The following is a 13,372-nucleotide window of genomic DNA, read 5'->3' on the forward strand; positions in this document are numbered from 1 at the left end:
GCGGCGGATAAATATTGATTTGCGGCCGCCGCCGCTGTATTTCAGCGCCCATGACCGACACCACCATTCTCCCCCGCCCGGAAGCCGCCCCTCACCCCACTGGCGATTTTCTCGTGGCTGCGCTTTATCATTTCGCCCGCCTGCCGCGGTTTGAAAGCCTGCGCGACGAGCTGTTTCAGCTTTGCCGGGAAAACGGCGTCAAGGGCACGCTGCTTCTGGCGGCGGAAGGCATCAATGGCACCATTGCCGGGCCCGATGCGGGTGTGCGCGCCATACTTGCCTTCCTGCGTGCGCAGCCGGAATTTACGGCGCTGGAACATAAGGAAAGCCGGGCATCGAACATGCCCTTCGTGCGCATGAAGGTGAAGCTCAAGAAAGAGATCGTCACCATGGGCGTGCCGGACATCGATCCCAACCGCATCGTCGGCACCTATGTCGATCCGCGCGACTGGAACTCGCTGATCTCCGACCCGGACACCATCGTCATCGACACCCGCAACGACTACGAGACCGCGATCGGTCTCTTCAAGGGCGCGGTGGACCCGAAGACCAAGACCTTCCGCGAGTTTCCCGACTGGGTAAAGAACAATCCCGGCCTGCACAACAAGCCGAAGATCGCCATGTATTGTACCGGCGGCATCCGCTGCGAAAAGGCGACCGCCTTCATGAAGGAACAGGGGTTCGATGAGGTCTTTCACCTCAAGGGCGGCATCCTGAAATATCTGGAAGAGGTGCCGGAAGAAGAGAGCATGTGGGAAGGCGCCTGCTTCGTGTTTGACGAGCGCGTCTCCGTCGTCCACGGTCTTGCCGAAGGCGATCACAAGCTCTGCCACGCCTGCCGCAACCCGATCACATCGCAGGTGCGCCAATCCCCGTTGTTCGAGGAAGGTGTGTCCTGCCCGAGCTGTTACGACGACCGGACAGAAGAAGACCGCCAGCGGTTCCGCGACCGGCAGCAGCAGATCGAACTGGCAAAGAAGCGCGGCGAGCGCCATCTGGGGCGCTAAAGCGGATCGGCGGCCAGCCACGGCACGTCTTCACGGTGAGAAGGCTCTTACGCGATTAACGACTTGATCGCTCTGCCCCCGGATGAGGTCCGGGGTGACGGAGTCTGGATCACCCTTTTGCCCCTGCCCGAAGCGCAAACAGCGGCGCCGTCTGCTCCTCCAGCATGGCGGTAATCTCTTCAGCGGCGACGGGTTTTGAGAACAGGTAGCCCTGCAATTCGTCACAGCCACACAGATGCAGGATAGCCGCCTGTTCTTCGGTCTCGACGCCCTCCGCCGTAACCGGAATATCGAGAGATTTCGCAAGCGCCACGGTTGCCTGCAACATTTCCAGCGACCGCCCACCCTGCTCCAGCGCCATGACCAGCGACCGGTCGATCTTCATGCGGTCGAAACCGAAGCGGCGCAGATATCCGACGCTGGCGAAACCGGCTCCGAAATCGTCGAGCGCTATATGCAGGCCAAGCTGTTTCAGCTTGTCGATTGCCGCACTTGCCCGCTCCGGATTCTGGATGAAATAGCCCTCGGTCATTTCCAGCCGCAGCCTTGCGGTCGGCGTCTGCGTGGCGGCGAGAATATCCGCCACGTTGCCGGAAAAGGCCGGATTGCGGAACTGAACGGGTGAAATATTCACCGAGAGCTTGATGGAGGGCCATTGACCCGCCGTCTCGCAGGCCTTGCGCAGCACCAGAAGGCCGAGCCGCTCGATAAGGCCACTGGTTTCGGCAGCGGCGATGAATATATCCGGCGGCACGAAGCCGTATCCCGGCCTTTGCCAGCGGGCAAGCGCCTCCACCCCGGTGATACTGCGCGTGGCGGCATTGACGACCGGCTGGTAGACCACCGATATCTCGTCATTCAGGATGGCATAACGCAGATCGGCCTCAAGCTGCAGCTTTTCCTCGCGCAGCGCATCCATTTTCAGCTCGTAGGCGACGTAACGCCCACGCCCGTTTTCCTTGGCCTGATACATGGCCATGTCGGCGCGACGCAGCAGTTCCTCACCGTTGATATCACCGGCTCTGGAGACGGAAGTGCCGATGCTGCAACCGATGCTCGCCACACGCTCGCCGATGCTGAACGGCTCGGTGAACAGTTCGAGCAGCGCCTGGCAGAGCTTGCGGCCTTCCGACCACACGTCGTCGCCCTGAATGGCGATGGCGAATTCGTCGCCGCCGAGCCGCGCGAGCACGGCATCTTCCGGCACAAGCACCCTGAGCGCCGCCGCAACGCCCTTGATCAGTCGATCGCCGGCAGCGTGACCGTAGGAATCGTTGATCTCCTTGAAACCATCAAGATCGAGGTAAAGCAGCTTGATATCGGTCTTGTCGTGGCGGGCCTTGCCCACCATGCGGTTCAGCTTGGAAAACAGCCCGGCGCGGTTGCTGAGCCCGCTCAGACGATCGCGCAGCGCCTCTTCCCTCGCCGCCGCCTCGTCAGCCTTCAGCCGGTCGAGCGTCGCCGAACCGATGATGAGAAGTACGAGAAAGAACGTTCCGGCAATGCCGAGTGCCGTGAAGACGACCGGCCGGGCCTCATGGAAGCTCACGTCCCCCGGCAGCTGCGAGCGCCAGACGAGCCGCGCCAGCACATCACCAAGCGGATTGACGACATCCACATGGTTGGTCGCCGGTCCGTCGCCATATTGCAGTTGCAGACCATCGATGACGTAGTTGCGGGCCAGCTTGTCTACCGTCGCCTGTTTGAGATGACGCGCGAAAATCAGATATCGCCGCTCGGATCCAACCGGAGGCAAGACCCCGGATTTGAGCCGCACCAGCGCGACCCCCGTAGCCGCGACGCCGTCGCGGGTTTTCACGAAACCGGTGACCTGCGACGCGATGCCGGGACGCATGGAGCGCACCCGTTCGATCATCTCCTTGAGGCCTTCTGCAAAATAGTCATGGGGCTTCCAGGCAACCGGCTTGCCGTTCTGGTAGGCCATGCGGACCTTGCCGTCTTCGTCGAGGACGACGGCGGTATCGAAAAGATCGCTGTTGACCGTCATCTCGCCGTAATTGCTCGCCACCCAGTCGAACCTGTCGGGGGCGTAGACATAGTCGGCGGCATCGTCCCAGGCGGCGTAGTCGTTCAGCGTCGCGCCAAGCTGGTCGCGGAAGGTGACAAGGGCGCCCGCCGTTGTCTCGCGCGAGCGGGCATTGTCGAGCGAGTTCGCCCTTTCCCTGACCTGGCTCAGAGCAGACAAGACCAGCGCGGTGACGATGAGAAGCACCAGCGCAAATGTGGACAACACGACGCCGACGGCGGTTCTACGCCCGACCGGCAAATATTCCCCAATGTTTCGCGGCGCAATCCGCATAAAATCCCCTTCGAAAGCATCATCTTGCGAAGGAAACATTCAAAAGCCGTTAAGTTGGATTGTGGCGACGCCACAAAAAACAACGGGTATAAAACGACAGTATGGGTGAAATAGAGAAAAATTCTCCCCACAATGGTGGGGGATTTTCATAAAAACCGCGGATGCGTTCGCCCCGCAAACAAAAAACCTCCCCCGCGAACGGGAGAGGCTGCAACTTCAATCATGTCAGGCCTGATTACCAGGACGGAATGACCGTGCCGTTGAACTTCTCCAGAATGAAGGCCTTCACTTCCGGGCTGTGGTAGGATTCCACCAGCGTCTTCACCCACGGCTTGTCCTTGTCCTGCGCACGAACGGCGATGACGTTTGCGTAAGGGGACTTTTCGCTTTCGATGGCGATGGCGTCCTTCTTGGGGTTCAGGCCTGCTGCCGTGGCATAATTGGTGTTGATGACTGACGCGTCGGTGTCATCCAGCGAGCGCGGCAACTGCGCAGCGTCAAGTTCGACGATCTGGATGTTCTTCGGGTTTTCGGTGATGTCGGCAGGCGTTACCTTCAGACCGGCTTCTTCCTTGACCTTGAGCACACCCTTGGAAGCGAGAACGAGAAGCGCACGGCCGCCATTGGTCGGGTCGTTCGGAATACCGACCGTCGCGCCGTCCTTCAGCTCGTCAAGGCTCTTCACCTTCTTCGAATAAACGCCCATCGGGGTGGTGATGGTGGTGCCGACGCTGACGAGATCAAACTTGCGGTCAGCGATCTGGTTGTCGAGGTAAGGCTGGTGCTGGAAGGAATTGGCCTGAAGCTCACCGTCTGCCAGCGCCTGGTTCGGCACGACGTAGTCGGAGAACTCGACGATATCGATGTCCAGTCCCTTGGCGGCGGCGATCTTCTTGACCTGTTCCATGATCTGCGCGTGCTCGGCAGGTGTAACACCAATCTTGATGGTTTCAGCCAGCGCCTGGCCGGCGGTAAAGAGAGCGGCGAGCGAAGCCGCGAGGATGATTTTCTTCATGGATGTCTCCTTGGGTTTGTTGTTCTTGGGTTTGTTGTTCTTGAACGGTTTTATCAGTTCTTGCGGGTGCGCTTGTCGAAGCTGCGGGCAAGCCGGTCGCCGGCGCTCTGCACGAGCTGCACGAGCACGATCAGCACCAGCACCACGACCAGCATCACGTCAGGCATGAAGCGCTGGTAGCCGTAGCGAATGCCGAGATCACCCAGCCCGCCGCCGCCGACAGCACCGACCATGGCCGAATAACCGATGAGGCTGACGAGCGTGAGGGTAAGCGCCAGCGTGATGCCCGGCTTTGCTTCCGTAAGCAGAACCTTGGTGACGATCTGCAACGGTGTTGCGCCCATGGCGCGGGCCGCTTCGATCAGGCCCTTGTCGACCTCGCGGATCGCCGCTTCCACCAGCCGCGCGATGAAAGGCACGGTGGCAACCGTCAGCGGCACGATGGCCGCACTGGTGCCGATGGAGGTGCCGGCGACCAGCCGCGTGAAGGGAATGATCGCCACCACCAGAATGATGAAGGGCGTGGAGCGCGCCGCATTGACGACAAGGCCGAGGATGCGGTTCGTCATCGGCGCGGGGAAGAGTTCGCCTTTGCCGCTGGTGGCAAGGAAAACGCCCATCGGCACGCCGATGATGGAGCCGACGATGCCGGCGACCGCGACCATGTGCAGCGTCTGCAGAAGACCCTTCGACAGAAGGTTGAAAAGCATATCAGGCGACATAACCGAGCACCTCCGTGTGAAGACCGGTCTCAGTATAAAAGCGGCCGGCGCGGGCGGTGATTTCCGCCGTGGCCGGATAGGACACAACCAGCGAGCCGAATGGTTCACCGGAAATTTCCTCGATGGTGCCGGCAAGGATGTTCACGTCAGGACCGATTTCTGCAACAAGACGCGCGGTCAGCGGCTGGAATGCCGTTTCGCCGAAGAACACCAGCCGCACGAGAACGCGGTCACCTTCCGCGGCTTCCGGCTTCAACCCTGATGTAACCCAGTGCGGCAGCTTAACCCCGACCGAGGACGACAGCAGGCTGCGGGTCGTCTCGTGTTTCGGCGCGGTGAAAATATCGAAGGTGCGCCCCTCCTCCACGATCAGGCCCCTGTCGATGACGGCGACCTGCGAGGCGATGGTCTTCACCACTTCCATCTCGTGGGTGATGAGCAGCACTGTCAGCCCAAGTTCGGCATTGATCCGCTTCAGGAGTTCAAGGATCGACTGGGTCGTCTCCGGATCGAGCGCGGACGTCGCCTCGTCCGACAACAGCAGCTTGGGTTGCGTCGCAAGCGCGCGGGCGATGCCGACACGCTGCTTCTGCCCACCCGACAGTTCCGCCGGATAACGCTTCGCCTTGTCGGAAAGGCCGACGAGTTCGAGCAGCGGCGTTACCCGCGTTTCGATCTCTTTTTTACCGAGACCGGCAATTTCTAGCGGCAGCGACACATTGTCGAAAGCGGTGCGCGACGACAGGAGATTGAAGTGCTGGAAGATCATGCCGACGGAACGGCGAAGGGTCCTCAGACTCTTCTCATCAAGGGCGGCAACATCGACGCCGTCGACGACCACCCGGCCGGACGACGGTTTTTCAAGGCCGTTGGCGAGGCGGATGAGAGTGGATTTGCCGGCACCAGAGCGGCCGATTATGCCGGTGATGGAACCCTTCGGCACGACATAGTCAATGCCGGCGAGGGCTGCGAAGCCCGGCTTGCCATCGCTGCCGCCAAAGGTCTTGGTCACGCCTTCAAACGTGACCATCGCGTCCTTGGCAGTCTGCGGTGCGCGCGCGAGCGATGTCGCGTTGGATGAAAAACTCATTGGGAACTCTGCGAAAACTCTTGACGGATCGGGTCTCAAAAAATCCTGTTGCGGTGCTGAACCGCTCTCTTCATGCAGCCTTCCGGCACATTCGATGACAGCTGATTTTCCGGGTCATTTCGTCAGGCTTTCACTCAGAAATGCCGGGGATCGGCAATTCGATGGCGCATACTTGCCCGCAGGCGCCATCTTTTAACAGGGATGATTTTTCAATTATCTGAAATCAGAGAAAAAATCTACCGCAAAGCCGTCTGTGCGGCCCTGCGGCAGTCAAGACTTCGCGAGTGCGTGGAAATCAGACGTGGCTGACGAATTCCTCAAGCGGGCGGCGGACCTTCTTCAGGTTCACCAGCCAGTCGCCTTCCGGCTCGCGGTATCCGAGCGGCAGGATGGTGACGGAGCGCAGGCCCTTTTCACGCAGGCCGAGGATTTCATCCAGCTTGGCCGGATCGAAACCTTCCATCGGTGTGGAATCCACACCCTCGAAAGCAGCCTGCGCCACCGCCATGCCGAAACCAATATAGGCCTGACGGGCTGCGTGTTCGAAATTCACCTGCTCATCACGCTGCGGATAGGAGGAGAGAAGCTTCTGACGATACGCTTCCCAGCCCTCGTTCTTGACGCCACGCTCTTCGTTGACCAGATCGAACATATGGTTGATCCGCTCTTGCGTGTAGTTATCCCACGCCGCAAACACCAGAAGATGGGAACCTTCAGTCACCTGCGCCTGGTTCCAGGCGATCTCGCGGATCTTTGCGCGCACTTCCGGATCGGTAACGACGATGACTTCGAACGGCTGCAACCCGCTGGAAGTGGGCGCCAGCCGGGCGGCTTCGACGATGCGCTCGACCTTGTCTTCCGCAACAGTCTTGGAAGGATCCATTTTCTTGGTGGCATAACGCCAGTTGAGTTTTTCGATAAGCATGTTCGTTTTCCCTGGGAGGACCAGCCCGCACCGCTCCGGATGAGGCAGCAGCAGGCGCTACGTCTGCGTAGCCTGCCTGACATAGGAGACAGGATGGCAGGCGCAAGCAGGCACCGCCGGGTAACTGGCAAAAAAGTTTGGAAAACTGATAGTAAGGTGGAAGAACTTTATTGGGGAGAGCGATCGTGTGCTTTCCTGGTGAGGAATACGGCGGGTAAAGTTCACACACGAGCCAGCCTTTCCACCCTCATCCCTGTGCTTGTCAGAGGAATCCGGCCGACACGCGTCTGCGTGGCGGAAATACTTATCCCAGCCCAAGGACTTGGGCTGGCTGGATCCCTGTGACAAGCACAGGGATGAGGGAGAAAGCCTCACCCCTTCATCACACCGTGATTCCCCTTCGGAAAACCCGATGCCAGCGCGCTGTACCATTTGCCGCTGTTCTTCAACGTACGAACCTGCGTTTCGTAATCCACGTGCACGAGACCAAAGCGCATGCGGTACCCTTCCGCCCATTCGAAATTGTCCATCAGGCTCCAGGCGAAGTAACCCCGCATGGGGTAACCGTCCTTCACCAGATCAGCAACGATACCAAGATGTTCGGCGTAATAGTCAAGACGGGGTTGATCGTCCACCTCGCCGTTTTCGACGCCCATATTGTAGCAGGCGCCATTTTCGGTGATGTAGCAATCGGGCAGCTCGTAGCGCTCGTAAAGCGTCTCCACCAGGGAATGCAGCGCCGGCGCATAGACTTCCCAGCCGATATCGGTTTTGACGTCGCTGACGGCCGGGGCTTGTTTGGTGGCAGGGAATTCCGCACCTTCGGTGGCGTCGTCGGCAACGCGCATCGGTGTATAATAATTGAGACCCCACCAGTCGAGCTTCTGGCTGATGATGGACAGGTCTTCCGCCTCCACCACCGGCATGCGGCTGCCCAGGGCCTCTATCATTTCGGCCGGATATTCGCCCTTGAAGACCGGATCGAAAAACGCGCCGTTGTGGAACTGGAATGCCCGTTCAGCTGCCTTCATGTCGGCGTCGCTATTGGAGGCCGGGATGACGGAATGGGCGTTCAGCACCAGTCCGACCGGCACCTTGGGCGCAACATGGCGGGACGCCTCGACGCCGAAACCATGGGCAAGGTTGATGTGGTGCATGGCCGCAAGGGCTGCTTCCATGTTGCGCTCGCCCGGCGCATGAATGCCATAGAGATGGCTGAGCCAGACCGCACACCAGGGCTCATTGAAGGTCGCCACCGCATCCAGCCGGTCGCCCAGCCGTGCCATGACGGTCTTGGCGTAACGCTGGAAGGCATGGGCGGTGGAACGCGAGGCCCAGCCGCCGTCGCCCATCAGTGTCAGCGGCAGGTCCCAATGGTAAAGCGTCGCATAGGTCTTGATGCCGCGCGCCTTGCAGCCATCGACGAGGCGGTCGTAGAAATCCAGCCCCTTCTCGTTGATCGGGCCGAATCCATCGGGAATGATGCGCGGCCAGGCAATGGAGAAACGATAGGCCTCGACACCCATTTCCTTTATGAGATCGAGATCATCCTCCCAGCGATTATAGTGATCGCAGGCAACGTCGCCATTGTGGCGCCCGAAGACATGTCCCGGCATGTTGCAGAAGGCATCCCAGATGGATGGCTTGCGGCCGTCAACCTTGGTGGCACCCTCGATCTGGAAGGAGGCGGTCGCCACGCCGAACAGGAAATCGCCGGGGAAACGGGCTGCAAGCGCTTTGTGATCGGTCATCGGATAGGCCCTTTCGTCATCCATCGAGCGTCAAAAGATGGAGAGCGGTTTAGACCAAGTCAGCAATGAGGTACAGCCGCAGGCACGCAAAATCTGCAACGTTTCAGCAGCGCGGTTAAGATATCCAAAGCGCTTTAGGTACACGAAAGTCGCCGCAACGGTTTCCCGGCGGCGGGAGAAACGACAGCCCGGCAAATGCGGATGGGAGTTGAGTGTGGTGGAAAGTCTTGCATCTGCCGGGCCGCGCCTTGTTTGACCGGAATGCCGGTCGATCGGTGACAGCCTTTTCACGACACCTACCAGATCGGCCCTTCCCGCTGCTGGCAATTGCGGGACGCCTTTCCGGAACGCGGTTTGCCAGAACCACGCTTGTCGATGCCGGCAGCCGGTCCGCGAAAGGCGCCGCGCGTATCGCCCTTCCGTTCCGGTTGCAGGGGAATGATGCAGCGAAATGGACGGGTGGGGACATGCGGGGAAAGGTTTTGCGGTAAGTGACTGGAAAGAAAGGAGGGGTCGCGCGGAAATGTTCTCGCCTTTGGCAGCAGACGGAGAGCATGCCCGCTAATCCGGCTATCGCAACCTTCTTAGTCTCATTTTATGGAATGTTATCTGCAGCATCGGGCCCGGAGACCGCACGGGGCCGTACACCGCAGATACGACGTCATCCTCGGGCGTGTCGCGAGGATGACGGAGGAGAGGTTTGCGGCTTTAACCAGCCTCTAGACGGGGGATGCTCCCCCGTCCTGTGTTTATGAACGTACCAGCCCGTCAAACGTAACGATTGACGACGTTCTCCAGATATTCCTGACGACCGGACTTCGGCTCGGGGTTGATATCCTGGCGCTCGACCAGCGCTGCGATTTCTTCGAGCTTCAGCTCGCCGCGCAACATCTTCTGGGCTTCAGGTGCGTCCCACTTCGCGTAACGCTCCGACAGCGGCTTCGACAGCGCCCCGTCCTCGATCATCTTCGCCGCCGCCTTCAGACCGCGGGCGCAGCAATCCATGCCGCCGATATGGCCGATCAGCAGGTCCTGCGGATCGAGCGACTGGCGACGCAGCTTGGAATCGAAGTTGGTGCCGCCATTGGTGAAGCCGCCGCCGGCCAGCACGTGGTAATAGGCCAGCGCCATTTCAGGTACGTTGTTGGGGAACTGGTCGGTATCCCAGCCAGACTGGTAATCGTTGCGGTTCATGTCGATGGAGCCGAAAATGCCGAAGGCATTGGCCATGGCCAGTTCGTGTTCGAAGGAATGGCCGGCGAGGATGGCGTGACCCTGCTCGATATTGACCTTCACTTCCTTTTCGAGACCGTTCTTCTGCAGGAACGCATAAACGGTTGCGACGTCGTAGTCGTACTGGTGCTTGGTCGGCTCTTGCGGCTTTGGCTCGATCAGGATCGTGCCTTCGAAACCGATCTTGTATTTGTATTCCACAACCAGATTGAGGAAGCGGCCGAGCTGGTCCAGCTCGCGCGAAAGATCGGTGTTGAGCAGCGTTTCGTAACCTTCACGACCGCCCCATAGTACGTAATTGGCGCCGCCGAGCTTCTTGGTGGCATCCATGCAGGTCTTCACCGTCGCAGCCGAGAATGCGAAGACATCCGGGTCCGGATTGGTCGCGGCACCCGACATGAAGCGGCGGTTGGAGAACAGGTTCGCCGTGCCCCACAGAAGCTTTACGCCGGTATCAGCCTGCTTCTGCGCGAAGTAGTCGACGATCTCGTTGAGGTTCCTGGTGTTTTCGGCAAAGTTCCTGCCTTCCGGGCGCACATCGGCGTCGTGGAAGCAATAGAACGGCGAACCGAGCAGCGAGAAGAATTCAAAGGCGACATCGGCCTTCAGCTTGGCGGCCTGCATGGTGTCTTCAAACCAGGGACGCTGGAACGTCTGCCCACCGAATGGGTCGCCGCCCGGCCAGGTGAAGGTGTGCCAGTAAGCCACGGCAAAGCGCAGGTGATCTTCCATACGCTTTCCGGCAACGATCTCGTCGGGGTTGTAATGTCGGAAGGCGAGCGGGTTGGTGCTGTCGGGGCCTTCATATTTGATCTTGGCGATATCGCCGAAGAAGCCTGTGCTCATTGGATGGTTCCTCCTCTGGGGTGGGTTTAGGTGGTGTTCAAAAATTCGAGGTCTGCGCGGGCCGCTTACCCCCTCTGTCGTGCCGGACATCTCCCCCACAAGGAGGGAGATCAGCAAGTTGCGCTCAATCGCTTCGATCGCGACCTCACAGGAGGACGTGACCTAGCCGCTTGTCGATCTCCCCACTGTGGGGGAGATGCACGGCAGGGCAGAGAGGGGTGAACGGCGCACGCAAAACCTCAATGCGAAAGCTGCCGAATAGCGGGATAAAGCGCGTGATACCGCTGGTAAGCCTCCTCATAAGCATCGCCAAGCGTCACCACCGGCTCGATCGTCCGCGCCGTTTCCGGCTGCGTGCAGACTGCAACCGGATCTGCACCTGTTGCAGCGATGAGACCGAGGCGGGCGGCGCCGAAAGCGGCGCCGAAATCGCCCTCGGCCGGAATATCCACGGGCACACCGAGCGAAGTCGCGATCGAGGCCAGCCAATAGGCCGAGCGCGAACCGCCGCCGATGGCGGTGACGCGGGAAATGGAGGTGCCGGCCGACTTCAGCGCCTCGAGATTGTCACGGATGGCGAAAGTCACGCCTTCCAGCACGGCCTGCGTCAGCGCCCTGCGGTCACTTTCATGCGAAAGGCCAATGAAAGAGCCGCGAATGGCGGCATCGTTATGCGGCGTGCGCTCGCCGGAAAGATAGGGTGCGAAAGTGACGCCGCTCGGCGCCAGAAGCTCGTCGCCCAGTTCACCCGTCAGTTCGGCTGCGGACTTGCCGGTGAGGCGCGAATACCAGTTGAGTGCATCGGTAGCGGACAGGATGACGCCCATCTGGTGCCATGTGTTGGGAAGCGCGTGGCAGAACGCGTGTACGGCGCTTTCCGGCTTCGGCAGATAGGAGGCGTTAGCGGCAAACAACACGCCGGAAGTGCCGAGCGAAACGAACGCGTGGCCCTCTTTCACCGTGCCCATGCCGCAGGCGGAAGCGGCATTGTCACCCGCACCGCCGGCCACCACGGCCTTGCCCGCAATGCCCCATTGGGAGGCGAGCTCGGCACGCAGCACACCTGCCTCCTCGGTGCCTTCGACCAGCGACGGCATGTGTTTTTCTTCAAGGCCGGTCGCCGCCAGAAGATCGGCAGACCATTTGCGCGCACCGGTATCCAGCCACGATGTGCCGGCGGAATCCGACATTTCCGAGATATATTCACCCGTCAGCCACAGTCGCAGGTAATCCTTCGGCAGCAGTACCTTGGCCACCTTCGCGAAGATTTCAGGTTCGTTCTTCGCGACCCAAGCCAGTTTCGGTGCGGTAAAGCCTGGGAATACGATGTTGCCGGTGATCTTGCGGAAGCGTGGATCGGCATCGAGTTCGGCAGCCTCGGCATAGGAGCGCGTGTCGTTCCACAGAATGCACGGCCGCAGCACATTGCCGCTCGCGTCTATCAGCGTCGCGCCATGCATCTGGCCGGAAAGGCCGATACCTTTCACGGCAGCGAGTTCCTTCGCAAACTTCTGCTTCAGACCTTCGACTGCGGTTTTGGTCGCGGCGATCCAGTCCGCCGGGTCCTGTTCCGACCAGCCGTGATGCGGACGCGAGACCTCCAGCGAGCCGTTGGCCGAGCCGACGATCTTCTGATCGCCGTCCATCAGCAGGGCTTTGACACCGGATGTTCCAAGATCGAGACCGAGATACATGTAATTCTCCATTCCGGCGCTCCTTGCGCCACTTCAGCGGTTTTAAGAGTCACCGCATTTCCGGACGGAAAACCGGCGGCCACTTTTCCTGGAAATGCTCTCCTCAGGGCAGATTGTCCCTGAGGAATATGTCGATACGGATACGCTCCTGCGCGGCGATGACAGCGAGACCATCCGCGCGCGCTTTCAACACGCGAATGGCGCTGCGCACCTCATGCCCTGCATCCTGGTTGAGCACGGCATCGAGCACGCCTTCCCGCAGCGCATTGGCCGTGTTTTCGGTGAGCTCATGGGCGATGACGGATGGCGACCTTTCGCCCGATGACGCCCTGAGCGCCCGGATGAGGCCGCGATTACCGGCGCCGAGACTGTAGATGCCGGACAGCGCGTCGCTCGCAAGCGCCTTGGTGACCAGCGCCTCGACGGTGACGGGATCGTCCCGGCCTTCGAGGACCGGCAATAGTCGCAGGTCCGGAAATTCGCTTTCGATGACGGATCGGAAGCCGTCTAGGCGTTCGCGATGGTCGCGCACCAGCATGGAGCCGGCAACGACCGCAATATCGCCGCCGCGCCCGGACAGGAAGCGCCCCATGAGGCTAGCCGCCGTGCGCCCGGCCGCAACGTTGTCGACGCCGGCATAATGGTCGCGGCGCGAACCGGAGAGATCGGAAACCAGCGTGACGGTGGCGATGCCATCTTCGGCCAGCCGGTCTGCGGCTTCGGCAACATCCTCAGAATCGGTGGCGACGAAAGCGACGCCCGACGGCTT

At 60.4% G+C, this 13,372-nt stretch carries 10 protein-coding genes; 1 reads left to right on the top strand and 9 read right to left on the bottom strand.

Annotation, left to right across the window (positions count from 1 at the left end):
- Positions 1-50: 50 nt before the first annotated feature.
- Entirely contained in the window at positions 51-1,007 is a 957-nt protein-coding gene (locus tag T18_RS14030) for a rhodanese-related sulfurtransferase (protein WP_038495010.1), read from the top strand.
- A gap of 109 nt (positions 1,008-1,116) precedes the next feature.
- Here the strand turns inward: T18_RS14030 and T18_RS14035 are convergent, their stop codons facing one another.
- The 9 genes from T18_RS14035 to T18_RS27705 form a co-directional block, all read right to left on the bottom strand.
- Positions 1,117-3,366, bottom strand: a complete 2,250-nt coding sequence (locus T18_RS14035) for an EAL domain-containing protein (RefSeq protein ID WP_038495007.1) — start codon at positions 3,364-3,366, stop codon at positions 1,117-1,119.
- Positions 3,367-3,562: 196 nt separating this feature from the next.
- The gene (locus T18_RS14040; protein WP_003516232.1) at positions 3,563-4,342 is read right to left on the bottom strand and encodes a MetQ/NlpA family ABC transporter substrate-binding protein; all 780 of its coding nucleotides are present in this window, start codon (positions 4,340-4,342) and stop codon (positions 3,563-3,565) included.
- 53 nt (positions 4,343-4,395) lie between these two features.
- Entirely contained in the window at positions 4,396-5,064 is a 669-nt protein-coding gene (locus tag T18_RS14045; protein WP_038495004.1) for a methionine ABC transporter permease, read from the bottom strand.
- On the bottom strand, positions 5,054-6,154 hold the full coding sequence (locus tag T18_RS14050; protein ID WP_038495001.1) for a methionine ABC transporter ATP-binding protein: 1,101 nt from the start codon (positions 6,152-6,154) through the stop codon (positions 5,054-5,056). The genes T18_RS14045 and T18_RS14050 overlap by 11 nt, the downstream gene beginning before the upstream one ends.
- Positions 6,155-6,449: 295 nt before the next feature.
- Positions 6,450-7,079 (bottom strand): NAD(P)H-dependent oxidoreductase, encoded by a 630-nt coding sequence (locus T18_RS14055; RefSeq protein WP_038494998.1) that lies wholly within the window; start codon positions 7,077-7,079, stop codon positions 6,450-6,452.
- Positions 7,080-7,450: 371 nt separating this feature from the next.
- Positions 7,451-8,830 carry a GH1 family beta-glucosidase gene (locus T18_RS14060; protein WP_038495891.1) on the bottom strand — a complete coding sequence of 460 codons (1,380 nt, stop codon included), beginning with the start codon at positions 8,828-8,830 and terminating at the stop codon, positions 7,451-7,453.
- 768 nt (positions 8,831-9,598) lie between these two features.
- The gene (gene xylA / locus T18_RS14070) at positions 9,599-10,909 is read right to left on the bottom strand and encodes a xylose isomerase (RefSeq protein ID WP_003516221.1); all 1,311 of its coding nucleotides are present in this window, start codon (positions 10,907-10,909) and stop codon (positions 9,599-9,601) included.
- A gap of 239 nt (positions 10,910-11,148) precedes the next feature.
- On the bottom strand, positions 11,149-12,603 hold the full coding sequence (gene xylB, locus T18_RS14075; protein ID WP_038494992.1) for a xylulokinase: 1,455 nt from the start codon (positions 12,601-12,603) through the stop codon (positions 11,149-11,151).
- 103 nt (positions 12,604-12,706) lie between these two features.
- The coding region (locus T18_RS27705) for a substrate-binding domain-containing protein (protein WP_323455224.1) at positions 12,707-13,372 on the bottom strand (666 nt) is incomplete at its 5' end.

Origin of the sequence: Rhizobium sp. TBD182, assembly GCF_001950375.1 — a bacterium.
Taxonomy (GTDB): domain Bacteria; phylum Pseudomonadota; class Alphaproteobacteria; order Rhizobiales; family Rhizobiaceae; genus Agrobacterium; species Agrobacterium tumefaciens.

Coding starts and splice junctions, on each gene's coding strand:
- T18_RS14030 (WP_038495010.1), top strand. CDS start 51: ATGACCGACACCACCATTCTCCCCCGCCCGGAAGCCGCCCCTCACCCC.
- T18_RS14035 (WP_038495007.1), bottom strand. CDS start 3,366: ATGTTTCCTTCGCAAGATGATGCTTTCGAAGGGGATTTTATGCGGATT.
- T18_RS14040 (WP_003516232.1), bottom strand. CDS start 4,342: ATGAAGAAAATCATCCTCGCGGCTTCGCTCGCCGCTCTCTTTACCGCC.
- T18_RS14045 (WP_038495004.1), bottom strand. CDS start 5,064: ATGTCGCCTGATATGCTTTTCAACCTTCTGTCGAAGGGTCTTCTGCAG.
- T18_RS14050 (WP_038495001.1), bottom strand. CDS start 6,154: ATGAGTTTTTCATCCAACGCGACATCGCTCGCGCGCGCACCGCAGACT.
- T18_RS14055 (WP_038494998.1), bottom strand. CDS start 7,079: ATGCTTATCGAAAAACTCAACTGGCGTTATGCCACCAAGAAAATGGAT.
- T18_RS14060 (WP_038495891.1), bottom strand. CDS start 8,830: ATGACCGATCACAAAGCGCTTGCAGCCCGTTTCCCCGGCGATTTCCTG.
- xylA (WP_003516221.1), bottom strand. CDS start 10,909: ATGAGCACAGGCTTCTTCGGCGATATCGCCAAGATCAAATATGAAGGC.
- xylB (WP_038494992.1), bottom strand. CDS start 12,603: ATGTATCTCGGTCTCGATCTTGGAACATCCGGTGTCAAAGCCCTGCTG.